This is a genomic window from uncultured Porphyromonas sp., assembly GCF_947254915.1.
Taxonomy (GTDB): Bacteria; Bacteroidota; Bacteroidia; order Bacteroidales; family Porphyromonadaceae; genus Porphyromonas.
In genome coordinates this window covers 1-24618 of the sequence record NZ_CAMYEZ010000002.1, presented here as the reverse complement: position 1 = coordinate 24618, position 24618 = coordinate 1, and the positions used below count along the sequence as shown (strand labels likewise).

Here is a 24618-nt window from a genome sequence, read left to right as displayed (position 1 = left end):
CCCGACTTATTCGTGGTCATGATCGTGGTCATGATCGTGGCCGTGGTCGTGGTCGTGGTCGTGGTGATGATCGTCAGGAGCGTCCTTGGAGAGGATGACGGTGCGAGCTACCATTGACTCATTACCCGAGCGGTCCACGCAGTAGACGAGGAGGTGGTACTCACCTGGTGTTGCGTCTGCTGGGATCTTGATGTCGTGGTGGTGAATCGATGCGTTGCGCTGGTTGACCGTGTACTCCTTGTTGAAGCTAAAGGGCTTCGTCTGGTCATCACCGTGACGTAGATCGCGGGTGTGCGAGTGCCCATCAAAGTTGTTGTGGACGTCGATCTTGTACGACTTGACGAGATCGTTGTCCGAGAGCTTCATCTCGAAGTGTACGCCATGCTCACCTCCGATGAGGAGCTTATCATGATCCTCTGGTTCGATTAGCTCGATGACTGGCTTTGTCGTGTCGACAGTTGGTTGATTCTTGGGCTCCTCTTTACATGCGGTGAAGGCTGTCGCTAGAGCAAGACAGCTAAGGAGCGTGATTGATGTGAAGATTGTTCTTTTCATCATAGTATTGAAGATTAAAATGATAGATTGATTGTTAGCAATAGGGTTCGTCCAGCCTCAGGGAGATTAACTCTCCTGTAGTAACTCATATGGTCATAGTAGCGGCTGTCCAGTAGGTTTTGGATAGCAAGAGAGATGCGGTAGTTGCTCTGTCTGAGCTGTCCATCGTAGGTCACAGCTAGGTCTAGTAGCGAAGCTGTGCCAGGTGTCGGCTCCTCATTGCGTGCTATGCGATGCTGAGGAGCGATGATGCGATGCTTGAGCGAGAGCGCCCAGTGCTTAGGGTGCCAGGTCAAGTCGTGGCTCAAGCGTGCTGGTGGCGAGTAGGGGAGAGCTAGGCGGTCTGTCATATTATAGGTGTAGACGTAGTCACCCTGCAGATGATAGTCCCACTGCGGATGCAGATGCCAAGTGCCCTCCAGCTCGACGCCTGTAAAGAGCGCTCGTGTGGACTGGTAGCGGTATATCTGTCCCGAGTGGGGCAGTATGGACCACTCGCCCGAGGGCTGCAGGAAGATGTAGTTGGTAAAGTAGGTTACAAAAGGCGCTACCGTACAGCTCCACACTTCATTATGAAAGCCTACCTCACTATCTAGTAGCCAGCCCTGCTCACTACTCAGCGAAGGGTCGCCCACCTCGTGGCGGAAGGTGCCGTGGTGGATACCATTTGCTGCAAGCTCGTAGATGCCTGGTAGGCGAAAGCTTCTGCCCAGATTGACCTTCCAGAGCCAATGCCGATCGATCTGCCAAGCTAAGCCGACACTCCCCGAGAGGTCGTGCCAACGACGCTCGCCCTCCTGACTGCTGTAGTAGTACTGCGCTAGGGTTGCCGATGACTCGCCACGCTCCTTGAGGTAGTCAGCTAGATAGGGATCGTGGTAGGGGCTCATTGAGATGTATCCTAGATCGTAGCGCAGACCACTGGTGAGGTGTAGTCCCTGAGCTATGCGTCCTTGATAGGTTAGGCTCATACCGCTCGTTGCTCGCTGGTAGTCTGGTAGGAGGAAGCCGTAGCCTCTCCGCTTGTGCCACTGGTACTGACCATCAGTAGCCAAGGTCCACTTGCCACCCCAGGGAGCGTAGTAGCTAGCCTGCAAGCGTGCGGAGATGGTCTTGAGGTCAAACTCAAACTCCAAGTCTGCATCCTGCTCGGGTCGCTGCATCGTCCCATAGTGCGTGTGGAAGGCGCTAAGCTCACGGCGCAGGTTCTGCTGCCAGCCTAGCTCGCCGACCAATTGCCACTGCGGAGAGATCCGCCACTGCATAGAGCCCTGCGTAGAGAGCTGACGCACGGTGCTGTAGGGTAGCTCAATGTTGTAGCGGCTATTGTCCGGTAGCACACGCTTTAAGTCTGGTACGCCGTGCGCTCCAGGGAAGAAGCCACTACGCTCGCCATTGACTGAGGCTTGTAGCGAAGCTTTGATCTGCTCTCCCAGCCACTCGTAGCGTAGTTGCGAGGCATAGGTCTGTGTGGCACTATTCTTTAGCCTACGATTATGTATAGGTATCCAGCGGGTGAGGTAGGTAATGCTGTCCGCTGTCACATTGCGGTCGCCATGATACTGACCACTCACGCGAAGACGGATATGATGCGCTCCGTGCAGGTAGCCCATCATGAGACTACCGCCACCGCCCATCGTACTGCTCTGTCCCAGCAAGGTGCAGGAGCCGTAGAGTCCCTGCTTGTGCGGAGGCGTAGCCGATTGTCTAACGATGACTCCGCCTAGGGCGTCGCTGCCGTAGAGGAGCGAGCCCGCCCCTTTGATTACTTGGACAGGGTCTTGGTCGAAGGCATCTACCTCCAGCCCATGGTCGGCGCCCCACTGCTGTCCCTCTTGCTTGAGCCCGCCATCGACATAGGCGATGCGGTTGAAGCCTAGACCACGGATCACAGGCTTGCCGTAGCCAGAGCCGATCGTGATCACATTGACCCCAGGCAGCGTGCTGAGGGTCGCTGCAAAGTTGCCCGTAAAGTGTTTCGTCAGATAAGTGCTGTCGAGCCATTCAATCGTCTGACCGAGACGCGCTGTCTGGAGCCTCTGACTATTGGCTCTGACGACCACCGTCTGGAGTGTCTCGTCAAAGGGGTGAGGCTCTAGCGCTACGCTGTCTGGTCTCGATAGGGATGACTCAGCTAGAGCAACTATCGGGACGAAATATAATAATAGATGGCAAATGTATCTGCAATACATTGCAAAAATGATTTGAACCAGTGAAATGTAAGGAGAGACAGTGCCACTACGCCGGTAGCTTCGCTCGCACACTACGGAGGAGCAGGCGTACGTAAGTGGTTGTGTTACATAGATATTGTCTAGCTACGCTAGTGCGGGTAGGGGAGCGACACGACGGTCACTCACACTGTGGCAAGAAGCCAAAGCAAGCGCATACGGCGGAGCATCAGCATAGAGCTAATCCGCCTATAGCCACGTAGTAGAATAGGTGTGGCTAGCAGTATCTCACTGGTGGGGCTCTTAGAGCTTTGCCCTCTCTCAGGGCTAGGTGTACAGCTTCGGGCTGTAGCTCTGGAGCGGGGGTGTCCCACTCATCCACCGCAAAGGATGGCGCTACGGCACACTGGTCTGTGATACCGAGATGAAACTCGCAGACGGGGCAGGTGACCTTATTAACTAGGTATACCTCGGAGCTTGCTTCACTCTTCTTATTATCGTCACTCTGGTGGCCATTGGCATCAGAGATCAGACCATAGTAAGTCGACGAAAAGATCTCCGCATCGTGCTGGTGCATAGCTTGTCCCATCAGAGCCAGTATGTACACTAGCCCCAATAGCAAAGCCGTCATTCGCGTCGGCATATCGATATGCGTGAGTCTCTTCATATGCTGTATCGCTGGCAAAGATAGTGAAAAGTTTTCTTCTCGCAATAGATGCCTGTTCAAATTTAATGTGGCGAAGTGGAATTTGAGGAGTCAAGATGACCGACGAAACACCCGAAAATCCAATTCCTCCGAAGAAATTCTCAAATTGCTCGGAGGAAAGTCGCTATTTCTTCCGAAGTTTGAAATGAAACTTCGGAAGTCTGAAATGAAACTTCGGAAGAAAGATTTTGAAGTTCGGAAGAATTTGCCGTTTCTCCCGTGGAAAACTAGAACTTCCTCAGTAGAAAGTCGGATAAAATGGGAATTAGCCCATAAATGTCGCCGGTGAAGAAAATTTAGAAGGGATAGCCTACGGCAAAGTGGTATCCGAGCGAATTGGCAAACTTAGGCAGGTTGTAGTAGCCCTGGCGCGTGGTCTCAAAGGGTAGGTGCAGACCCACGCCGACATCAAAGCGGATGACTAGGAAGTTGAGGTCGTAGCGTAGTCCTACGCCAGAACCGAGGGCGAGCTGCTGGAAGAAGTCTTTAGCCCCAGTAATCTCTTGGAGTGATGCTCCAGGGCGGTTTTCGTCGGGACGAAGCAACCATATATTGCCTGAGTCGAGGAAGAGTGCACCGTGCAGATCGCCTGCAAGACGGAAGCGGTACTCAGCGTTCATCTCTAGCTTGAACTCTCCCGTCTGATCCATAAAGGCGTAGCGACTATTGCGTGGCACAAAGCGCCCTGGGCCGATACTGCGCACGGTGAAGGCGCGGATGCTGTTGGCACCACCGACGTAAAACTGCTCACTATACGGTGCCACGGTCATATTGCCGTAGCTGTAGATAGCTCCGACGCCAGCTCTCAGGGCTAAGCTCTGGTTACGATCGATGCCGTAGGTATAGCGTAGCTCGGCGGTACCCTTGACAAACTGTGCGAAGGGGACACCGAGGAGCTTTTTCGTCTCGTGGTAGTTGCGTCCAGCTAGCGAGTAGATGCCGTTGAGGAGATTGCCCGCCTGAGAGATGCCTAGGTCGATGTGCAGGTGATGGCTGCCTAGTCCCGTGAAGATGTTGTCAAAGGTGTACTGGTAGCTCATCTGCGGGATTAGTTGGCTCCGCAAGCTCAGCCCTAGGATGGGGTTGTCGGTGATGACCTTTTGAAATATCTCGGACTGGCGTGATAGGCGGTTGTAGTGTATCCGCAGAGGTGTGATCATGTGCTGATGCTGCGTATTGCGTACGCTATAGCTGGCGGTGAGTCCTAGAGAGGTGATCTGGAAGTAGCGAGCACGATTGAGCATGGAGGCGGATAGGGTATAGGTGGTCTGCACGTCGTGTGTGAGGTGCAGATCGTAGAGCCACGGTAGTAGGATGCGTGGAGCCTGTAGGTTGAGGTTGGACCCGACCTCGTAGCTGTTGATGTCGGATATGGATACGTTCTGATTGCTCCGTGTACGATTGGTCTGCCACTCATAGGAGCCGTAGAGATCGAGTGAGAGGCGCTCTCCACCTCCGAATACGTTGCGACGTCCGAGTGATAAGGTGAGTCCCGGACCGATGAAGTTGTTGGACTTGGTCGTGAAGACGGCAGAGAGCGAGGAGTCCCACGGTTTGTCTAGCTCGGCGGTGATGTAGAGGTCGAGGAGGTTGTGCAGCGTATCACTAGCGACAAACTGCATGTCGACATAGGAGAAGGCGCCTAACCCTAGCAAGGACTGACGTGTAGCCTGCTCGCGAGACTGCGAGTAGAGTTCGCCTGAACGTAACTGTATCCTATTGGCAAAGACTGAGGGACGTACGCTCGGGTGCTCACGGTAGTGTAGGGTGATGCCCTTGAACTGCATAGTGTCTGTGAGCGAGAGGCGACTGTCTTCAGTGAGTAAAACGTGGATGGAGCCTATGCGCCACGGCTCAAAGGTATAGTTCGGGTAGCCACTTTGCTCTCGCACCTGCATATAGACTTTGCCTGGAGTGAGTAGCGTGTCTACCTGATAGACGATTAGGTCTGGAGCGTAGAAGTAGTACCCACGGTCTCTCAGGTTCGTGACCAGCATGTTGCGGTCTTGGAGGATCTGTGAGAAGTTGAACTGATCTCCCTTGTGTATCTTAGACAGCTCGGCATGGTTGAGTATTTCGCCACTACCTAGGAGCCACGGCTCCATATAGCTGATGCTGTCGTAGAGGTAAGGCGCTCCGAGATCGGCCTTGTAGTAGACACGTGCCTGCAGCGAGTCACTGGAGGAGCGTGCTATACTATCGGTTACGACAGCATTGAAGTAGCCGTGCTCGTGGAGGATGAACTGGGACTGCTTGGCACGCACGTCGGGGCGCACATCGCTGATGAGTTTGGGTTCCTCGGCAAAGAGCTTGTAAAGGCGCTTGCCCACCCACGTGCTGTCATTGACAAAGCCGTTGTAAAACCAAAGTCCGATGGGTATGCGAAAGCGAGAGCGTGCACTGCCGAAGAAGGCGTCATTGGGCGGTACATTGAGCACTTTCTCCATATTAGCGATAGCGCGATCAGCAGCGTCACTGCCATCATCCCCCTGGACGCGTGTCTTGCCGATACCTATATATAGTAGCTCACCCTCGGGTATGTGTTGCGTCACCGAGCAACTACTCAGAGCTAGTATGGTGCCGAGTAGTAGGAGTAGCGCATGAGCTATGGTTGGTCTGTAACGATAACGGGTCATAGCTGTGGAGTCTGTGAGGTTGAGGTTACGGTGTCAGGGGCGATAGGCGTAGTGTGTGATAGACTATCTGTGATGAAACGGTCACGGGACTTCCTAGGCTCGGAAGGCTTTTCAGGTTTCTTCTTTTGCCACCACATATAGTTGCGCGGATCAAGGAGATCAATGAAGCGACGCGTCTTGAGCTTGACTAGATAGCCGATGCCTGTCTCGGTCACTACACCCTCAAGCATATTGTCGTTGTTACGCTTGTGGAAGAGCGTCACATACTGCTGTCCAGCCTCGTCAAGACGATACTCAAAGGTGACGTTGTCAATGAAGGTCTGCTCGTAGTTGGTGGGTAGATTGCCCGAAGCCACACGCCCTCCGATGACGAAGCGTATTCGGTCGTTGAGGAAGCGACGACTGAAACTGTAGGTATAGTTCGTCTGTTGTAGCTGCGACTGGTTGTATCCGCCCAGCTCCATGCCGAGGGAGAGGTTCGTCCCCTGGAGGAGTTTGCCCGTTAGATTGTTGAGCTCGCTCATGGCGACGTTGCTGAGTACTTTCTCCATTGATATCTGCCCTAGGTCGGAGGCGAGGTAGGTGCCTGATACGAGCATGGCTACGGCCTGCTTGCCTCGCTCCTCTTCGCTCATAGCGGAGAGCTGCGTCTGCGTCTCTAGGTCTTCGGGGGCTGCTAGGTCAAAGGCGAGTGACATGTCCTTTAAGTTTTCATCAGCCTTGATGGATACCTCAAAGTCTACCTTATTGGTTGTCTCGCCTCTGGTCACGTCGGCGCGTAGCTTTTGCGAAGCGATGAAGTGTAGGTAAGGATCTAGCGGATCGCCACTCCAGACGAGGTAGCTCTCGGGTTCTATGTTGAAGTGGCGTCGCCCTACGACTGGGAACTCATACTGTACCTCGCCACCACTGAAGTCGTACCGCCCGACGAGGCTCATTGTGCCGAGTGGCGGGTACTTCAGACGGAGGTCGCCACCGCCCTGTATGCGTACGTAGTCTTGTCCTCGTGAGGAGAGGTCTATGCCGATCTGTACTGCGGGCTCGATGTGAAGCGCCACGGCTAGATTCATACGACCGAGGGACTGAGAGCGCTCTTTCTGAGGCTCCTCAACAATCGTGGTGTCAGATACGTTGACAAACTCTACAACGCCTGACATGTTGTCCTGCGCCTTGATGGCTGCTTGCGACATAACGTAGGTCGCATTGGTCCCTCCATGTAGTGTGACTGATCCGAGTAGCTGAGGCGCTGTCAGGTAGCCCTGCAGGCGTAAGTCAGCAGAGAGGATAGCTCGTCCATAGATCGACTGCTTGTTGTGGTACTTGCTGTCAATCACCTGTGCATGGTCGGCGTAGAGGCGGAGGTCGCTCTTGAGCGCCTCAGGACCGAAGAGCTTTAGCCAGCCATCAAGGTAGAGCGAGGTCTCCTTGCCTTGTAGCGTTAGCTTGTAGTCTTGGAGATTTAGTCGGCTCTGCTCAATAGTCAGCGGACGACTGTCAAGGGTGTACTTATTGCCCGTCAAGGATAGTGCGACCAATCCATCGGTAATGTGTGGCGCTCCATTGAGAATCGGACTCTTTGGCGTACCCGTCACAGCAAGTGAACCGTTGAGTGCACCTTCTAGACTGATTAGATTACCACCCATAAAGGGGTTAGCCAGACGTAGCGGGAAGGATTCAAATGATGCCTTCATATCCAGTGCCTCTTCGCCCTTACGGCTGTGGTAGATACCGTCTACCGTGAGCGCAAGGTTACCATTGCTACTCACCTGTGCGGTGACATATTGCGATGCATTGTCACGAGGCTCGTAGAAGAAGGCGACACTCACGTTGCCTAGATCCCCATCCATATAAGTCATGTCGTTGACCGAGAGGTCGCCTGTGGCACGGTAGACGTTGTCCACGCGCTCGATGCGCAGATCCATAAAGGTGCGTCCACTCATATCGGGGAGGCGTAGGATGCGTGCCAGGTCGCTCAGCTCTAGTCGCTGTACGTTGCAGAGCAAGCTCTGTACATTGCTCGGCTCGTCTAGATCGCTGTGGATAGAGAGCTTGGCGCCGTGCGGATTCGTTAGCTCGAGATTGGCAAAGATCTGGTTGTCCTTATGGAAGTAGAAGAGCGCATTGTCCTCATTCGCACGGAGTCGCTCGCCAGCAAGGTAGATATCCTTGTTGGATAAGCTCACGCCAAAGCCCTGCGCATTGTAATACCCGCTAGCACCCAAGCTATAGTACAGCTCGTGATCACGTAGCCAGTCAAAGTCAAGATTCATAGCTACAAGGTCCGTCTGAGCCGATCCGATGATCTTGTACGGTGGACGCTTGTCCTGTCGCTCACCATCAAGGCTGAGATCTATCTGTAGCAATGGGTGTACGTATCGCTGGGTAAGATCGTCAGAGCTAAACTGATCGGAGAGGTCTGACAGAAGCAGTGGACGCATAGCCTCGGAGGGCAATTGCTGGCTCACGTGGGTTAGATGATCTAGGAGTATGGGGCGACTCGGAGAGAGCGTCGTCAGCTGGAGGAGTGCGTTGTCACACTGTATCGTGTCGTACTGTAGCTGGTGCAGCTCGATGCGTCCATTGATCCCTAGATTAGGACTGGTCAGCAGATCAGCGTCAAGAGACTCTACGGATACATTGTACTTCTCCAGTAGTGAGCGGAGCGGGTGACGCGATCCCATGTGCAGTGCTATCTGAGCATTGGGCAGGACGCTGATTAGGTCGCTGTAGGCGGTCAGACGTGGCTTGTCAAATTGGTATTCTCCCGCCCACTTGGAGAGTCCAGATATAGAAGCCAAGAGTTTGTTTAGTCCCTCCTGCGTTGTGACGCTCAAGTCTATGTCGCTGGCTCCTAACTGTGCTATCACTTGCGACGTATCACTAGCTAGACGCAGGTCAATCTGCTCGTTATCTATTCGCTGTGAGCCGACAGCTAGGTGCAGACCAGACAATTGTCCATCCACCATGTGGGTCTCGGCAAAGTCGCTATAGAGATCTGCCGTAAGTCTCATGCGCCCCTCCATAATGCTATCGCTTAGTCCTAGAGCTTGGAGGTCAAGGTGAGAGACATCTAGGTCTATCTTACCTCCGAAGGAGGGAAGCTTTCCAGCCGTGATGAGTGTCCCCGCAATATCCCCAGATAACTGTGCCGAGGGATCGTACGACTGCAGAGAGACAGACACGGAGTCCCCTCGTAGGAAGCCGTCGAGCGAGAGGTTGCGGAGCTTATAGTTCTTATAGTTGACTTCGTCTAGGGCTACTGCGACGAGTCCATTCTTGTTTCTAGTCTTTAGAGAAAAGCCTGCGCCGTCTGCTTTGATTGACCCAGAGATTACTCCGATGGAGTCACGAGGCATAAACTGAGCGACATCAAGTCCGTTAAGGTGACCGTCCAGCTTATAGCGTTGCTGACGCAGGGCGTACAGACCGTTGAGCGTGAGCGAACCTCTAGGTGTGCCAAGATGCAGATCCGCTGTAATCTGGTCGCCGTGGAGCGTACCATCTAGGTCAAGGTCCATCTTCGCTGGTAGTGTCACAGATCCTGACGCTTTGTCTATCCCAGCCATGGCTAGGAGTAGCTTAGCGGCAGGGCCTGTCTGTATGCTACTTCGCAGGGAGGCTGTGCGCTTGTGTTCGTCAAGGATGTGCGTGGCTGTGCCACTGGCCGTGAGTGCGATGAAGCCCTCTTGTCGCAACTCTAGATTGTATATCTCCAGGGCACTCAGCGAACCTCGCGAACGCAAGTCTACGGACAGCGGTACATCGGCCAGCTGCTTGTGACCGCCAGGGCTATAGAGCATACTGTCCAGACTAATGCGTGTGTAGTAGTATAGGTCTTGCGGAGCTAAGGTACCCTTGAGTTCGGCCGTGACGATAGCCTCCTCATCGCCCGAGAAGAGACTTAGGGGAAGAATCAGATCCCCCGTCAGCTGGCTCTTAGGGGTAGCGAGCATGAAGTTGCGCATGTTGACCACTTTGTCCTCAAGCTTGAAGTACCCCTGGAAGTGCTCCAGCTGAGCTCCACACTGCTCACGTAGACTCAACTGGTTAATGTCCATCTGCACCAGCCCCTTACTATTGATGGAGAGCCCATCTATATCGGCATGCGCATCGTGGTAAGACATATGACTGTAGTCCACGTAGGGAAGTCGTACCTTGGCTGTATCTGTTGCATAGCTTGCCCTAGTCAGGTCTACATTGATATGCTCTACGAGTAGGTTAAAGTCTGGTATCTCTACCATCACCTTGTCAACAGCGCCACGATCTATCACCGCATCTGTGTGTACGCCCGAAGGATAGAGGTGTATGTAACTAGCAAAGCGTGTAAGATCCACCCGATTGATATTGATGCTCATAGGCGGTCCAGGCTCGCTCGTCTCGGTCGTATCAGTCTGGGTATAAGCAAAGAACCCGTCTGCTAGGGAGACCGCAGCGATATCAATATCCATCGAGCTTAAGTCTACCTGCACATGTCCCGCCTCCATATTGCCCAAGCGGGCATCGATGCGACTACGGTTGAGACTATCTAGAGGCATCGCCACGAGCGCATCTCGTAGATTCAGTTGAGGAACCTCTATACGCTTGTTAAAGAGAGGCATCAGAGGCAGACTGGTGCGAAGTTCATTGACCCAAATAACCGTATCCCCCTGCTCCGTAGCGAGCAGTTTGTCGACCTGCACTCGCAGAGGAAAGCTAATGCGCATCTCCTCGACTGTAATCTTCCACCCTGTCTGCTCCTCAAGCGTATGGATGAGACGTCCTACTGCCCAGCGCTGTACACTAGGTAGGTAGATTGATCCTATCAGTAGCAGTAGTACTGTCAGTGGGGTGAGGAGTAGGATCCAAAAGAGTTTACGACGTCTTCGTACGGGGTTCATGAAGTAGGTTTGGAGCCATCTGAGTAAGCCGAGGGGCCCTCGGTGTGAGCTCTGAGCGGAGTATCCCTAAGGCGAAACGGCTAAATGCGTACAAAGATACGAATTTAGCGCCAAGATCTTATGCTTCTTGTCGATGGAGTTACGGCTTCTTCTCCTTTGGCGGAGCGATAGCTTCGTAGGCTCCTATGGTATAGCCTCCCAGCTTATTCTTGCGTCGTGGCAGACCCGTACGATCTAGGGCGCACGCAGTAGGAGCTAAAGGCGAAAGCTCTTGCAGACCAGCCGTTTCTACAGGGTGAAAGTCAAAGTGGAAGTGATACTTAGCCTGTCTATTGCTACGATCCTTGTAATCCTTGCCCAGCATCCAGTAGCTATCCACAAAGGGGGCAGTAGCTCGATGACAAGTAGGGAAAAGCTTCTCCACGAGTCGCTTAGCTGCGATAGAGTCCTGCTCCAGCCGTAGGTAGCAATGCTGCAGATCCAGCTGCGCCTGAGCCGAGGGGTGCCACGCTAGTTCGCCTGAGCGACGTAGCGTATCGCTCTGTAGAGCAATAGTTTGCCTACCATCCACGATACTATTGATCATCTGTAGCTTACCCTCCTTACCTACATAGAGTACAGGGCTGCGCCTGTGGTCAAATAGGTAGTCGCACACCACCGTCATCTGCTCTGCCTGTACGGTAGCTTTTTGTATGGATAGGCAGGAGCCACCCACATTGCTTAGTTCGCTGTTTCGTAGCATATAGCTACCCCCTGCGAGGGTCAAGCCATCTCCGCCCATATTGGTAATGGTACTTGACTCTAGGAGTAGCCGCTTCGCTAGAGGATCATTTCCAGGGGCAAAGGTTATCCCCTCTCGTCCATTGCGAATGGTCGTATAGCGTATCTCATTGCCCTGGCTCTCTGCCGTAAACTGTATGTAGTCCCACTGATTCGGTAGCAAGCGATAGGAGACATCTGTCGTGAGATTGTCTCGTCGGATCCCTTCTATGAGGATAGGATTGGTCGCTGAGCCCGCTAGAGTGAAGGCTCCTCGTACGATGATCCGCCCTCCTTGAGGTAGTAACAGGTGCCCCCCTTCGGCAATCGTTAGCCGTGCGCCTGGCTCTATCGTGATGCTATCGGTTATTAGGTAAGGACGCTCGCTACGCCAGAGGGTGTCCTTTGCTATGTGACAGTTGGCGGGTAGGGTAAAGACATTTTGCCGATAACCCTCAATGCGCGTATAGTGTGTGATCCCATTGCAGCGCCACAGAAGCGAATCGGTCACTAGCGTCGGAAGGTCTGAGTCCCCAGCCACAAAGGTCGCCTCCACAAAGACAAAGATACTATCACGCGGTGGCAGCGTCACATCTCGTATCTCCGAGCCACTACGTCCGTCCACGTTGATGCGGTACCCCTTATTGCCACCGCTCAGGAGTGACACCTCATCAAGGAGTAGCGGATGGTCGTGCGGGTTATAGATCATCGCCACGTGAGTCGCCGAGGAGAGTGCGCTGTAGAGCGTGTCCAGTCGTATCGTGTCAACGGAGAGGTGGGGCTGGCTACCCTCCGAGCGGTCATACTGCCAGGGTGATCGCACGCATGCCACCAGCAAGAGAGCTACGCAGAGTGCTATGCTAGTCAGTTGTGACAGAGCTCTGATGAATCTTCTTATTTCGTTCATTGAGTGTTAATCAGGTATGGAAAGTATGGAGCAAAGCAACTTCTTGGTCACCGAGCCCATTGCGGGGCATACTTCTCTTAGCAAAAGTACTGAAAATAGCGATTGGCGCAACTCCTATTGGCTAGCCCCACAGGAGTGACGCATTACAACCCAGTGTTTTAGGGGTTACGCCAGACGATGTCTAGTGGATATGTGTAGAGCATCGCTACGTAGCACTATACACTCACGCTATAACAACTCCTGCATCTCCGATAATGTCAATATCTCCCGAGGAAATTCCCGATATCTCCCGAGAAAATGAAAATCCTCCACGGAGGGGCGAAATAAAAGTTCGGAAGAATGAAATGAAACTTCGGAAGAAAGAAATAAAAGTTCGGAAGAATTTTTTCGTTCTTCGCTGGATAATGAAAAATCTCCACAGAGAAAACTCTCAATTCCTCTGTGGAGATTTGAAACAACCAGTTGACTATAGGCTGTTAGCCCTAACTACATATGGCTATAAAACAATCGGATGGTAACGAATCGCCCAGACTACTCCGAGATCTCCGATACCATCCGACTGCCTAACTATGTGTCGCCGATTTTTTGCTAGCTAGCGACTACCTGTCTCGCGCTTTGCTTACGTCTCTGATAGCGCTCGCACTGCTGACAAGTGTCGTAGCCGAGTAGGGTGCCGAGGATAAAGTCTTCCTCAGGCGAGAGCATCGTCAAGGACCGCCCTCTCACCATCTCAGAGATAATGGCGATACATAGCTCCTTGCCAAAGAAGAGATTGACACGCGGTGACACACTAGAGATCTCCTCTAGATGGTAAGCTATGCCAGCACGCTCCAAGCGTCTCATCAGGAGAGGTGCCACTTCTCTGCTTACAGTGCAGAGAAACAGAGGACGTATTCCTTTCTGAAACTCGTAAACCTTGTCACTCAGCATCACCCACTCGGTCGACATACACACTTAACTAACAGAAAAAAAAGAATTATGAAAGAGGCTCGCTTACGTGCGTTATGCCTTTTTGATAGCTTGTACCCAAGTATCGAGACGGTCGTCTGTCTCATCACTCTCGTTGTCTTCGTCTAGACAGCAGCCGATGAGCTGACCGTCCTCCTCACAGCGTGTAGCATCGTAGCTATAGCCATCAGCGGGGATCTGCCCGATGAGGGTAGCACCAGCAGCTTTGACCTGCTCTGCGATCTCTGCCATAGCATCGCAGAAAGTGTCAGAGTAGCTACTTGAGTCACCACAGCCGAAGACGGCAAACTGCTTGCCAGATAGATCTTGCTTAGCGAGCTTGGGTAGGAAGCCCTCCCAGTCGTCCTGCAGGTCGCCATAGCCCCATGTAGAGGAGCCGAGGATGAGGAGATCGTACTCCATAGCTGACTCTGGCGTAGCATTAGCTACGTTGTGTACGTCTGCTGCGTCAATCCCTAGTAGCTGGGCAACCTTGTCTGCGATGCCCTCAACGTGCCCCGTAGAGGAGCCGAAGTATAGTCCAGTTTTCTTCATTTGCTTTGAAACGTTATGTTGGTATTTCTATTTGCAAAGGTAGGTGCTATCTTTGCGCCAGTCAATACCTTAACCTAGGTAAAATAACTCGCTTGCCAGACTATAATATAAGAGAGTCTCTACCATCTGAGTGGCAGAGACTCTCTCTAAGTAACTATGTAAGCTGACTACTGTGCAGACTGCTTCTGACGAGCTTCATACTCCTTGAGTCCACCCTTGAGGAAGTCGATATACTTACTGATATCGGTGTCATGGGCATATGAGGGGCTCAGAGGATTGCCCGCAGGATCAATGGCGATGTAGTATGGCTGTGCATTGGCGGCAAACTTACTACGCTGTAGGTAGCTCCACTTATCACCGACGGTGCGAAGCTTCTTGATGGAGCCGTTTTCCTCTACCTCAATGACCTTAGGCAGAGCGGTCTTGTCATCAACCATGAGGGTGATGAGGATGTAGTCATTTTCGAGGAGCCCCTTGACGGTTGGATCGATCCAGACGGAGTTTTCCATCTCACGGCAGTTGACACAGCCGAAGCCTGAGAAGTCTAGTAGCACAGGCTTGCCACTCTCCTGAGCGTAGCGCATACCAGCGTCAAAGTCGTCAAACTGAGCATGTACCTCGCCGTCGTATAGGTTGAAGTCTTGCGTGTAGAGTGGCGGAGCAAAGGCGGTAATAGACTTGAGCGGAGCTCCCCACAGACCAGGAATCATATAGACGGAGAAGGCCAGGGAGATGATTGCTAGGAAGAGACGAGAGACACTAACCTTCTCCAGTGGCGTATCGTGCGGTAGGCGTATCTTGCCGAGGAGATAGAAGCCTAGCAGTGCGAAGATGATGATCCAGAGTGCGAGGAATGTCTCACGGTCTAGGATGCCCCAGCCGTAAGCGAGGTCAGCGACGGAGAGGAACTTGAGCGAGAGCGCTAGCTCGAGGAAGCCTAGAACCACCTTGACTGAGTTGAGCCAGCCTCCACTCTTCGGCATGTTTTGTAGCATGTTGGGGAAGATGGCAAAGAGCGAGAAGGGTAGTGCCAGTGCTAGCGCAAAGCCTACCATGCCGATGGCGGGCGCAATAACCTCGCCTGAGGTGCCAGCCTGTACGAGTAGGGTACCGATGATAGGACCTGTACAGGAGAAGGATACCAACACTAGGGTAAACGCCATGAAGAAGATGGAGAGTAGACCCGTGGTGCTGTCTGCCTTGGAGTCCATCTTGTTGGTCCACTTAGACGGTAGGACTAGCTCGAAGGCGCCAAAGAAGGAGACGGCAAAGAGAACGAGTATAAGGAAGAAGATGATGTTAAAGACAGCATTGGTCGCTAGATCGTTTAGCTTGTTAGCTCCGTAGATACCCGTGATGATCAGACCTAGAGCTACGTATATGACGATGATAGAGAGTCCGTAGATCATCGCATCTCGTATAGCTGCCTTGCGAGACTTGGTGCGCTTGAGGAAGAAGCTCACTGTCATCGGGATCATAGGCCATACGCAGGGCGTGATCAGAGCAATGAGTCCACCGAGGAAGCCGTAGATGAAGATGTACAGAAGACTCGCGTTGGACTGCTTTTGGTTACTATCTCCGTAATCTTTGAGCTGCTCCACAACGGGCGCCCAGTAGCTTGCCTCTGAGATGCTCTCCCCAGTGGCTCCAGCGGAGAGCGTGTCGGTTACTGCAAGTGCTGTCGTCTCGGTACTATCGGTCTCTGCCTCTGTGGTAGTCGTTTCCTCCGATGGGATGGCCGCTGTCAGGGCGAGCAGTGCCTTGGAGAGCTGCTTGGAGCTAAAGTTGAAGTCGTAGTCTACCTGCACGCAGTTGTCTTGGCAAGCCTGCCCCTTGAGGTAGCCTTCATAAGCAAAGGCTTTGGCATCGGTTATCTCAAGTCGCTGGGAGAAAGTGACGCTACCCTCAAACTCGCGAACCTCTATATTGAAGATGTCATCGATGTAGCTTTTGGGCTGTTTGTTTGCCTTGAAGCCTCCGAGAGCCTTAGCACCGACGAGCTTGTCCGTATGAAACGAGAGCGGAACGGGTCCGCCCTTGGGTAGGTTCTGATCATAGAGGTGCCATCCGCTGTTGATGCGGGCGGTGATGGAGACTGTGACTATCTTCTTGCCGTCATCGGTAATCTGTTGCGAAAACTTGACGGGGTTGACCATTCCTCCCATCTGTGCAACGAGGGTGGAGCCTGTGGCAAAGAGAATGCTAAAGAGTAGGGTTAAATACGTGATACATTGCTTCATAACCTTTTGTTTGATGCTGGTTTATAGGTGTTTATGAGGTTGCTTTTTCTCTTGATGTGATACGGTCTCTTCTAAGACGAGAGCCTCCTTTTGGGCGACAGTGAGACGTGTTTGGGCGATCCTATCTAGGTTGACAAGGGGAGTCTCTATGGTAAACAGCATCATCTGTTGCTTGATGGGGTGGAAGATGGTTAGCTCGGTGGCTCTTAGCGCTAGGTACTTGCTGAGGTCTGGAGCGATGGAGTCGCTGGCTCGGTGATCCCCGAGGAGCGGGTGCCCTATGCTGGCGAGCGTGGAGCGAATACTGTTATTGCGTGTGAGTAGGGAGAGACTGACTCTCGTGATGTAAGGACCAGTGGAGAGTACTTCGTAGCTAGCTCTAAAGGTGGCAGGCTTCTTATCTTTACTAGATGAGGCGGAGGAGCGACGCTTGTCCGAGCCTCTCTTCTTATCCTTCGTAGGGCGGGTCGTTAGCTCTCCACTGCTGGTGTCGAGAGTACCAAGGACGACCGCCTCGAAGCTGTTGGAGAGGACGAAGCTACGCCATTCGGCTAGTAGGTCTTGCTGTAGCTGTCGATCGCGCGCTACGATGATGATTCCTTCGGTGTCTCGATCAAGACGGTTTAGGAGGAAGATCTTCTCGTTGGAATTGACCTTCTTAAGATGATGCGTCACTACCTGAAAGAGGCTGCTCTTGCTAGCGCCTCCCACGGAGATGGTGGGGATGCCTGGGCGCTTGTGCAGGACGATGAACTGCTCGTCACGGTAGAGCTCCTCAATGAGTGGGTGCTGTAGCTCCTCGGCGGTACCTATATTGTAAATCTCTATGGAATCTCCGATGGCAACGGGTGTGTCAAACTGTGTGGTCGTCACCCCAGCCAGCAAGACGCAACGATTGCGTAGGAACTGCTTGACCGTCGTGCGACTTAACTGTGGAAGTAGCTGGAAGAGTAGCTCAAGGAGTGCGCCAGGCTCTGTCGCTGTGAAGCTGTAGATACGCTCACGCTGGGGAGCTTTGCGGATATTCTTGGTGGGTCTGGGGGGCATAGTGAGTGATTAGTCAGCTTGGTTATCCTTTGGCGCCTGAGGCTTGTGGTACAGGAGCACTGTATTGGAGTAGAGTAGTAGGACTGATGCAATCATAAGTACGAGTCGCCAGTATGACTGCTCTACGATAAAGAGGTAGGAGCCTGAGACAAAGAGTATCCCTGCTAGGAGAGCTATGCCTCGTAGTCGCTTCGTGCGCAGGTCTACGCCACGCTTGTCGACGAGCGCCTGACTGATGGTGTAGAGCAGCGCTCCCGTCATGAGAAGATAGCCAAAGAGCACGCTCGGATAGAAGAGGTGCAGGAGCAGGCTCCCAAACAGAAGGATGAGTCCAAGCTTATAGCAGATATTGATTGCCCGTTGACGAGAGGTTGATGGTTGAGACATAGGGTGCTTTTAGAAAAGTGTGTGTCAAGATGGATAAGCTAGCTCATTTGCCCTCACTATCCTCCGATTCGGGTCTATCCTTGATGAGAAAGACGACTTCGTCAGGGCGTTGCATCCGGTACTCCTCACGAGCGATACGCTCTAGCGAAGCTTTGTCCTGCTTATAGCTGTCTATCTTCAGGCTGTCGCTCTGGTATGCTTCCTTAAGTCGCTTACACTCATTGGTGAGCGACTGAATGCGATGCGAGTAGCGGAGCTGCTTGCCGAGGTTGGAGTCACTGATGACGAAAGTGTAGAGCCCCATCCCCAAGACAATCAAGCCACAGAGGATAGCTTGCGCACGCTTTGGGTGCTCTGCACTAAAGCTTTTGATCTGACCAGTGATACGCTCTACGAACCGACGGATAGAGGACATAGTATATGAGGTGTAGGTTAGCGTATCTCAATGGATGAGGAGCGGTCGCTCTGCGAGTCGAGGACCTTCGGCGAACCGTAGATGGTGAGTTCAGAGGCACCAGCTAGCTTGTAGCGTAGGTTGCCACTGTTGCGAATCTCGGCCGAGGAGGCTCCTGCGAGGAATATGTCTAGGTCTGATACGGTCAGCTCTTCACCATCGATCTCAGAGGCACCAGCTAGCGTAGCTTGCAGATTGGTGACAGCTCCTTTTATCTCTGCCTCCGAGCTACCTGCGAGTTGCATCGTCATTTGGCTTAGCTGATTGGCTAGGAGGTCAAGATCTGAGGCACCCGATAGATTGACCATAGCTCGTGTGGCCTGTACGGTGCCTGACACTTCACTAGCGCCTGTCGCCTCGATGCTCACCTCGTCTGCTACGACGGTAAGATCCTCTATATTAGAAGAACCCGATAGGTGAGCTATGAACTGCGGTGTCTCAAAGCGTCCAAGAAAGCAAGCCTCAGCAGCACCCGCTAGATCTATCTGCGAGATGTATGGCATCGTGATGTGTACGGTGATATCATCGGTGTCGAGGAGTCGCTTGCCTTTGTTGACCAAGCTGACGTAGAGTGTCTCGCCTTCCTGCTCTATCTTGAGATCGTCCATATAGTTCTCAGGGGCAGAGACAGACACCGAGTACTCTGCGCCTTGAGTGATCTCAAGCTCGATGCCATGATTCGCATTGATCGTCGTAAAGTCCTTAAAATTGAGCTCTTGCTGCGCCATCGTAGTGGAGCCCTTCTTGTAAGTGCAACTAGAGATGCCACATCCCAAGAGGATGGCGAGCGCTAGTAATGAGCTGGTTAGGACAGATTTATAAGTCATAGTATGATTCGTCAGTCAGATTGATATGAGGTACTTCAATTAGTTGTATCTTTGTCTAGTACTTCATGTCGGTTGACAAAGGTAACAAATACTCTCATAAGACACCCCATTTGCAACTATGAAATGTTTCTCTAAGCTCTTCATCATATCGCTGATTCCCCTCCTGTTGCTATCAACTAAGGCTCTGCGGGGGAGTGATTTATCTCCGATTTATAACAGTGTCGGAAAGCCTCTCGTGCAAGCTCCAGATACGCTTGCCGAGGAGGATCTCGTTGGCATCCTGCTCCCCGAGATACATGTCTCGGGTACTCCGCACAAGCCTCTCTCGAAGACTGAGCGCTATGCCTACTGGCGACGCGTACGAGACGTCAAGAAGGTCCTACCCATCGCGGAGGAGCTCAGCCGAACGATTACCGAGACGTACGAATATGCCGAGACGCTACCCACCAAGCGTGAGCGCCGGGCACATCTAGCTCGTGTTAAGAAGGAACTGATCCGAGATTACACCCCACGGATGAAAGATCTGACGCTCGGACAGGGACTGCTCCTCATCAAGCTGGTCAATAGACAGACGGGCTCTACGGGGTATGAGATTGTTAAGTCGATCTACGGAGGACTTACTGCGACGTGGTACAACCTCTTTGCGAAGATCTATGGAGGCGACCTAGACGTTAAGTTTGACCCTGAACATGTTGAGGACGATGCGGTCACCGAGCGCATCATATACTTGTGGAGATATGGCTTGCTCTAGCACGCTCCCCCTCAGGGCTGACGCACTATGACCACTCTGCTAGGAGCTGCTCAGGACGATAACCGAGAAATGTGTGGCCTGAGCAGCGCTACGTAGCGCTACGACTGGACTCTGAGTACTCCTATAGTCACGATGATTCGGATCTCTCCCGAGGAAATCCCAAATAGCTTCGTGGAAAACAGAAATCCTTCACCGAGGCGAGAAATGAAACTTCGGAAGAATGAAATGAAACTTCGGAAGAAAGATTTCGAAGTTCCGAAGAGTTTTTTCGTCCCTCACTGGAAAAGCAAAGATTTCCTCGGAGGAATTCACAATTTCCCCCATAGGGGCTAGTTCATTTTTATGATGCGTCAGCTCTACTCTCCCCCTTTTACAAACTCTTAAGTAGTCGTAGCACTCGGTCTCGCTGATAAGTGACTGGCTGATGCCCATCGATCCAGTGTATCGGTAGGCCACGACGACTCATGCCTCGGAACCAAGTCATCTGCCGCTTGGCAAACTGATGAATGGCTGTCGCTAGTTGCTCCTCCATCTCGGAGTAGCTAAGCTGCCCTTGCAAATAGAAGGTGATGAAGCGGTACTCCAGACCGTACGCAATGAGCACCTCTGCGGGAACCTGCTGGTCAAGCAGTCGCTCCACCTCTGCAACCATACCCTCCTCCAGTCTGCTCCGCAGTCGCTGGTCTATGCGTCGTATGATCTCTTGGCGGGATAAGCGTAGTCCGATGATGAGCGGAGGCTTCTGTCGCTTCGCCTCACGGAGTGCCTGCTGATAAGCTTGGTAAGCCTCGGGATGCTGAGCGTAGTGCCTCGCTATCTCAATGGCTCGTATACACTTACGTGCCGAGCTTGGGTCCACGCGATCTATGCGTGGATAGCGACTGAGGATGGCTCTCAGGTCGTCTAGGCTGAGTAGCTCTAGCTCCTCTCTCAGAGTGTCGTCGGGCGGTACTTGGTGCATGGGTCTCGTCTGCAGAATCTGCTCGACATAGAGCCCTGACCCGCCGACGAAGATCGGCTTGAGTTGCTGTGCGACCACCTCGTGATACGCCTTGTCAAAGAGCCGTACATACTCAAAGAGATTGAACGGCTGCCCTGCTGGGACGATATCAATCAGGTAATGGGGGATAGTGCCGCACTCCGTGGTGTAGGAGTCTAGATCCTTGCCAGTGCCTATGTCCATACCGACGAAAACCTGCCGGCTATCGCCACTAAGGATGGCTCCGTGAAGCTCCTCCGCTAGAGCCACACCGAGCGCTGTCTTACCGCAAGCGGTCGGACCTACGACTGTGAGTAACTCGGGGTAGTACACTAAATAGGATACTTCGGCGAGGCGAAACTATCTCTCAATCAGAGAGCCTACGCTCTGCTGATCAAAGAGCCTGCGCATTAGGTGCGATCCTTGCGAATGACATCGTGTGCGCCTCCCTCAATGATAGAGGTCGAGGAGACGAGCGTTAGCTTAGCATTTTCACGGAGAGTCTTCAGGTCAACGGTGCCACAGCTACTCATCGTAGCTTTGATCTTGCTGAGCGTTTGGTCTAGCGTGTCCTTCATCGGTCCAGCATAGGGGACATAACTGTCCACACCTTCCTCAAACTTCATCACCGTCGCTACACCTCCGCCATCATAGCGCTGCCAGTTGTGCGCACGGTTGGAGCCCTCGCCCCAATACTCCTTGACAATGTTATTGCCGATACGAAGCTTCTCCGTGGGTGACTCATCAAAGCGAGCGAAGTAACGTCCCATCATGAGGAAGTCGGCACCCATAGCCAGAGCCAGCGTCATATGGTAGTCATGCACGATACCTCCATCGCTACAGATAGGCACGTAGATGCCTGTCTCACGATAGTAGTCGTCACGCGCCTTGGCAACGTCAATAACTGCGGTGGCTTGACCACGTCCGATACCTTTCTGCTCACGGGTGATACAGATCGAACCACCTCCGATACCGACCTTGATAAAGTCTGCGCCAGCCTCTACGAGATAGCGGAAGCCATCTTGGTCAACCACATTGCCTGCACCTACGATGACGCTGTCGCCATACTGCTCACGTATCCAAGTGATGGTCTCTTTCTGCCAGACAGAGAAGCCATCAGACGAGTCAATACAGAGTACATCCGCCCCAGCCTCTACCAGTGCAGGCACGCGCTCCTTGTAGTCGCGTGTGTTGATACCAGCACCGACCATGAGCGTTTTGTTGTGTGGGTTCTGTAACTCTAGCGGGTTCTCCTTATGGCTATCGTAGTCCTTGCGGAAGACGAAGTAGCAGAGACGTCGATCCTCGTCAATGATAGGGAGTGCATTCAGCTTGTGAGACCAAATTATATCGTTTGCCTCGCTTAGCGAGATCCCCTTGCGTCCTGTTGTAAGGCGCTCGAAGGGAGTCATAAAGTCGGCCACCTTGCGATCCATCGAGTCGGTCGATAGTCGATAGTCTCTACTCGTGACGATACCGCAGAGCACTCCATCAGGGGTTCCATCATCCGTCACGCCGATAGTGGAGTGTCCCGTGCGTTGTGTGATGGTCAGTACGTCCGCAAGTGTGTCCTTCGGACTGACGTTGGCATCGCTCCGTACGAAGCCCGCCTTAAACTTCTTGACACGAGCGACCATCTCAGCCTCCTCCTCGATCGGTTGTGACCCGAAGATGAAGGATAGACCTCCGTTGCGAGCGAGAGCTATGGCCATCGTGTCGTTGCTGACGCTCTGCATGATAGCAGATACGAAGGGTATATTGAGATTGATGCGTGACTCTTCCTTTGCAGGGTTATACTTAGCCAGCGGAGTGCGTAGAGAGATCTTGTCCACAGTGCACTCGGGCGTTGTCAGTCCTGGGATGAGTAGGTATTCGCCAAAGGTGTGTGACGTGTCAGGGAAGATGATTGCCATAGGAAAGCGAATGAATAGTGGTGGGTGAATGGAGGGGTGCTCTTAGCGTCTGCGGGAGTCTGTCCTAGCGTAGTCTATTGGAGGCACGTACGAGGATGTCGTCCTTGATGATGTTGCGCATAGCCATATACTGGCACAGTAGATTGATGACGGGTAGTACGATCCAAACTCGCATCTTGGTAGTCGCCTGCAAGAGATCAGCCTGTTGCCAAAGCATATAGGCAAAGGCTACAATAGCCGCAACCATCAGGAGGAGCCCGATGATCGTCAGACGTATCTGTAGCTTGCGCCACTTGTAGAGAAAGATGGTCGCAAAGGAGAGAATCGTCACTAGAGAGGTCAGTACGAAAGTAACTAGGTTAAAGTACTTAATACTAGTCCAGCCACTGACGATGAGTCCTGTGAAGTTTGCTGTGTAGAGTACCTCCTGACTAGAAGGGTTCACCGAGAAGAGTGTGACGAGTAGCAGTAGGGTTGCTGTCACCCCACTGAGGAATAGGTATAGAGTCTGTATGCGTTGCCACATAGTAAGCGTTCGATTGTGTGGGTTTGCCCTACTTAGTCTTGCGACTCTTCATTAGGGAGACGGAAGTAGACCTCGCCATTGAGAAACTCGGTGGTAGCTACAAGCGTTGGCTTGGGAAGCTGCTCGTAGTACTTAGAGACTTCGATCTGCTCACTATTTTCTGTAGGCGTCTCGTCAAGAGCGTCCTGATAGTTGGTCACCTCTTGTATCTTCTCTCGTATCTCATCGCGCATCTCTACAGATATTTGGTTAGCGCGCTTGGATATGATACGTACGGTCTCGTAGATATTGCCTGTCTGCTCCCAGAGCTCAGGGAGAGAACGTGTGATTGTGGACTGTGGTACAGGCTGCTTCTTATTGTTTGTTGTCATAATGCGAAGTTGGGGGTCTTAGTATGAGATGATTTTAGGACGAGCGTCTTTGGATTGTCTAGCTCACGATCATACGCTGAGCACGATCACGTAGAGCCTTAGCCCGCTTGAGATGCTTCCCATTGGGGAATGCGTTTTCGTAGTTGTAGTATGCGTCAATGACCTCGCGTAGTCGTCCTTGCTTCTTGCTCTCCACACTGTTGATCGCTTGCTGGTAGGAAGCCTCTACGATGATAAAGAGTAAATCCTCACGATGCTTCGTGTAGGGATAAGCCTTGAGCGCATTGCGAGCCGTGATGATGGCAGAGATATAGTTGTTACCTATATAGGTGCCGAGGTTGTAGTATAGGTCAGCTGTGATTAGCTCCTTCTTAGCTAGGTTGTCCTGTAGGTCAAAGAGCATCTGCTCTACCTCCTTACGGTGTTCGCCCTGAGGATAAGCCTCCAGGAAGCCTTGTAGCTCCTTGAGCGCACTGTAGGTGATAGACTGGTCTAGACGAGGGTCGGGAGCTATGCGGTAGAGTGCTAGTCCAGTCTTGTAGCGAGCCTCTGCGGCTCGTGCGTCCTGAGGGTACTTGCTGTATAGTCTGCGAAAGTACTCAGCAGCACTAGACTCTTGCTTGTTCTGTAGTAGAGCGTCGGCCATGATGTAGAGCGCCTGAGCACCCTCCTGCGTACCCTCGTAGTGAGGCAGGACATCAACCATTAGCTCTGCCACACGGCTATACTTCCCCTCGTTGTAGTACTTCTTGGCATAGGAGTAGCGGAGCGTGGGGTCTTTGGATTTCTGTATACGCATATACTCAGCGCAGCTACTAGTGCATAGGAGCCAGCAGCTGAGTACCAAGATGCGGAGGAGCGTTTGTCTAGTCATACTAAATACCTACAGTTGCACGCAAAGGTACGAAAAAAGAGATTAGAACGAGCTGGCTCAAGGCTGACGCATTATAAATGAATAGCTGATTTTGGTTTTGAGGGGAGAATGAAGAGCCTAAAAAATGAACTCAATATA

19 protein-coding genes are annotated in these 24618 nt (G+C 52.5%); 1 reads left to right on the top strand and 18 read right to left on the bottom strand.

Annotated features, from left to right (window positions below; all coding sequences use genetic code 11):
* Positions 1-6: 6 nt before the first annotated feature.
* The 13 genes from Q0X57_RS00275 to Q0X57_RS00215 all read right to left on the bottom strand — a co-directional run bounded on the left by Q0X57_RS00275 (position 7) and on the right by Q0X57_RS00215 (position 19066).
* The gene (locus Q0X57_RS00275; protein WP_297726007.1) at positions 7-555 is read right to left on the bottom strand and encodes a DUF4625 domain-containing protein; all 549 of its coding nucleotides are present in this window, start codon (positions 553-555) and stop codon (positions 7-9) included.
* A gap of 14 nt (positions 556-569) precedes the next feature.
* Positions 570-2747 carry a TonB-dependent receptor gene (locus Q0X57_RS00270; RefSeq protein WP_297725951.1) on the bottom strand — a complete coding sequence of 726 codons (2178 nt, stop codon included), beginning with the start codon at positions 2745-2747 and terminating at the stop codon, positions 570-572.
* Between the two features lie 253 nt (positions 2748-3000).
* Positions 3001-3390: a hypothetical protein gene (locus tag Q0X57_RS00265; protein WP_297725947.1), complete on the bottom strand. Its 390-nt coding sequence runs from the start codon at positions 3388-3390 to the stop codon at positions 3001-3003.
* A 335-nt stretch (positions 3391-3725) separates the two neighbouring features.
* Positions 3726-6065: a BamA/TamA family outer membrane protein gene (locus Q0X57_RS00260; RefSeq protein ID WP_297725944.1), complete on the bottom strand. Its 2340-nt coding sequence runs from the start codon at positions 6063-6065 to the stop codon at positions 3726-3728.
* Entirely contained in the window at positions 6062-10942 is a 4881-nt protein-coding gene (locus Q0X57_RS00255) for a translocation/assembly module TamB domain-containing protein (RefSeq protein WP_297725941.1), read from the bottom strand. Before Q0X57_RS00255 ends, Q0X57_RS00260 begins: the two co-directional genes overlap by 4 nt.
* A 139-nt stretch (positions 10943-11081) precedes the next feature.
* Positions 11082-12608 (bottom strand): hypothetical protein, encoded by a 1527-nt coding sequence (locus Q0X57_RS00250; RefSeq protein ID WP_297725938.1) that lies wholly within the window; start codon positions 12606-12608, stop codon positions 11082-11084.
* A 588-nt stretch (positions 12609-13196) separates the two neighbouring features.
* Positions 13197-13538, bottom strand: coding sequence for a DUF2023 family protein (locus tag Q0X57_RS00245; RefSeq protein ID WP_232501394.1), 342 nt, complete (start codon positions 13536-13538; stop codon positions 13197-13199).
* 72 nt (positions 13539-13610) lie between these two features.
* Entirely contained in the window at positions 13611-14111 is a 501-nt protein-coding gene (locus Q0X57_RS00240; protein ID WP_007364819.1) for a flavodoxin, read from the bottom strand.
* A 167-nt stretch (positions 14112-14278) separates the two neighbouring features.
* On the bottom strand, positions 14279-16351 hold the full coding sequence (locus Q0X57_RS00235; RefSeq protein WP_297725934.1) for a cytochrome c biogenesis protein CcdA: 2073 nt from the start codon (positions 16349-16351) through the stop codon (positions 14279-14281).
* A gap of 21 nt (positions 16352-16372) precedes the next feature.
* Complete coding sequence (locus Q0X57_RS00230; RefSeq protein WP_297725931.1) at positions 16373-17398, bottom strand: pseudouridine synthase; 1026 nt, start codon at positions 17396-17398, stop codon at positions 16373-16375.
* A 9-nt stretch (positions 17399-17407) separates the two neighbouring features.
* The gene (locus Q0X57_RS00225) at positions 17408-17785 is read right to left on the bottom strand and encodes a hypothetical protein (RefSeq protein WP_297725928.1); all 378 of its coding nucleotides are present in this window, start codon (positions 17783-17785) and stop codon (positions 17408-17410) included.
* Between the two features lie 43 nt (positions 17786-17828).
* A complete protein-coding gene (locus Q0X57_RS00220) occupies positions 17829-18200 on the bottom strand; it encodes a septum formation initiator family protein (RefSeq protein WP_297725925.1) in 372 nt (123 codons plus the stop codon).
* 17 nt (positions 18201-18217) lie between these two features.
* Positions 18218-19066 carry a head GIN domain-containing protein gene (locus Q0X57_RS00215; protein WP_297725922.1) on the bottom strand — a complete coding sequence of 283 codons (849 nt, stop codon included), beginning with the start codon at positions 19064-19066 and terminating at the stop codon, positions 18218-18220.
* Positions 19067-19184: 118 nt separating this feature from the next.
* Here Q0X57_RS00215 and Q0X57_RS00210 point away from each other — a divergent pair, with 118 nt between their 5' ends.
* Positions 19185-19817 (top strand): DUF4294 domain-containing protein, encoded by a 633-nt coding sequence (locus tag Q0X57_RS00210; RefSeq protein ID WP_297725920.1) that lies wholly within the window; start codon positions 19185-19187, stop codon positions 19815-19817.
* Between the two features lie 370 nt (positions 19818-20187).
* Here Q0X57_RS00210 and miaA read toward each other — a convergent pair whose 3' ends face one another.
* From miaA to bamD, 5 genes are all read right to left on the bottom strand, one after another.
* Positions 20188-21129, bottom strand: coding sequence for a tRNA (adenosine(37)-N6)-dimethylallyltransferase MiaA (miaA, locus tag Q0X57_RS00205; protein ID WP_297725917.1), 942 nt, complete (start codon positions 21127-21129; stop codon positions 20188-20190).
* A gap of 77 nt (positions 21130-21206) precedes the next feature.
* Positions 21207-22709 carry an IMP dehydrogenase gene (locus tag Q0X57_RS00200; RefSeq protein WP_297725915.1) on the bottom strand — a complete coding sequence of 501 codons (1503 nt, stop codon included), beginning with the start codon at positions 22707-22709 and terminating at the stop codon, positions 21207-21209.
* 64 nt (positions 22710-22773) lie between these two features.
* Positions 22774-23235, bottom strand: a complete 462-nt coding sequence (locus tag Q0X57_RS00195; RefSeq protein WP_297725912.1) for a DUF4293 domain-containing protein — start codon at positions 23233-23235, stop codon at positions 22774-22776.
* A gap of 32 nt (positions 23236-23267) precedes the next feature.
* Positions 23268-23606, bottom strand: coding sequence for a DNA-directed RNA polymerase subunit omega (locus Q0X57_RS00190; RefSeq protein WP_297725909.1), 339 nt, complete (start codon positions 23604-23606; stop codon positions 23268-23270).
* Positions 23607-23664: 58 nt separating this feature from the next.
* Positions 23665-24480, bottom strand: coding sequence for an outer membrane protein assembly factor BamD (gene bamD, locus Q0X57_RS00185; RefSeq protein WP_297725904.1), 816 nt, complete (start codon positions 24478-24480; stop codon positions 23665-23667).
* Positions 24481-24618: the final 138 nt, after the last annotated feature.

Bases quoted from the DNA above. Each gene is read 5' to 3' on its own strand.
- Q0X57_RS00230 (WP_297725931.1), bottom strand. From the start codon at position 17,398: ATGCCCCCCAGACCCACCAAGAATATCCGCAAAGCTCCCCAGCGTGAG.
- Q0X57_RS00235 (WP_297725934.1), bottom strand. From the start codon at position 16,351: ATGAAGCAATGTATCACGTATTTAACCCTACTCTTTAGCATTCTCTTT.
- Q0X57_RS00195 (WP_297725912.1), bottom strand. From the start codon at position 23,235: ATGTGGCAACGCATACAGACTCTATACCTATTCCTCAGTGGGGTGACA.
- Q0X57_RS00190 (WP_297725909.1), bottom strand. From the start codon at position 23,606: ATGACAACAAACAATAAGAAGCAGCCTGTACCACAGTCCACAATCACA.
- Q0X57_RS00225 (WP_297725928.1), bottom strand. From the start codon at position 17,785: ATGTCTCAACCATCAACCTCTCGTCAACGGGCAATCAATATCTGCTAT.
- Q0X57_RS00220 (WP_297725925.1), bottom strand. From the start codon at position 18,200: ATGTCCTCTATCCGTCGGTTCGTAGAGCGTATCACTGGTCAGATCAAA.
- Q0X57_RS00210 (WP_297725920.1), top strand. From the start codon at position 19,185: ATGAAATGTTTCTCTAAGCTCTTCATCATATCGCTGATTCCCCTCCTG.
- Q0X57_RS00275 (WP_297726007.1), bottom strand. From the start codon at position 555: ATGAAAAGAACAATCTTCACATCAATCACGCTCCTTAGCTGTCTTGCT.
- Q0X57_RS00240 (WP_007364819.1), bottom strand. From the start codon at position 14,111: ATGAAGAAAACTGGACTATACTTCGGCTCCTCTACGGGGCACGTTGAG.
- Q0X57_RS00270 (WP_297725951.1), bottom strand. From the start codon at position 2,747: ATGTATTGCAGATACATTTGCCATCTATTATTATATTTCGTCCCGATA.
- Q0X57_RS00260 (WP_297725944.1), bottom strand. From the start codon at position 6,065: ATGACCCGTTATCGTTACAGACCAACCATAGCTCATGCGCTACTCCTA.
- Q0X57_RS00200 (WP_297725915.1), bottom strand. From the start codon at position 22,709: ATGGCAATCATCTTCCCTGACACGTCACACACCTTTGGCGAATACCTA.
- Q0X57_RS00250 (WP_297725938.1), bottom strand. From the start codon at position 12,608: ATGAACGAAATAAGAAGATTCATCAGAGCTCTGTCACAACTGACTAGC.
- Q0X57_RS00245 (WP_232501394.1), bottom strand. From the start codon at position 13,538: ATGCTGAGTGACAAGGTTTACGAGTTTCAGAAAGGAATACGTCCTCTG.
- bamD (WP_297725904.1), bottom strand. From the start codon at position 24,480: ATGACTAGACAAACGCTCCTCCGCATCTTGGTACTCAGCTGCTGGCTC.
- Q0X57_RS00215 (WP_297725922.1), bottom strand. From the start codon at position 19,066: ATGACTTATAAATCTGTCCTAACCAGCTCATTACTAGCGCTCGCCATC.
- Q0X57_RS00255 (WP_297725941.1), bottom strand. From the start codon at position 10,942: ATGAACCCCGTACGAAGACGTCGTAAACTCTTTTGGATCCTACTCCTC.
- Q0X57_RS00265 (WP_297725947.1), bottom strand. From the start codon at position 3,390: ATGAAGAGACTCACGCATATCGATATGCCGACGCGAATGACGGCTTTG.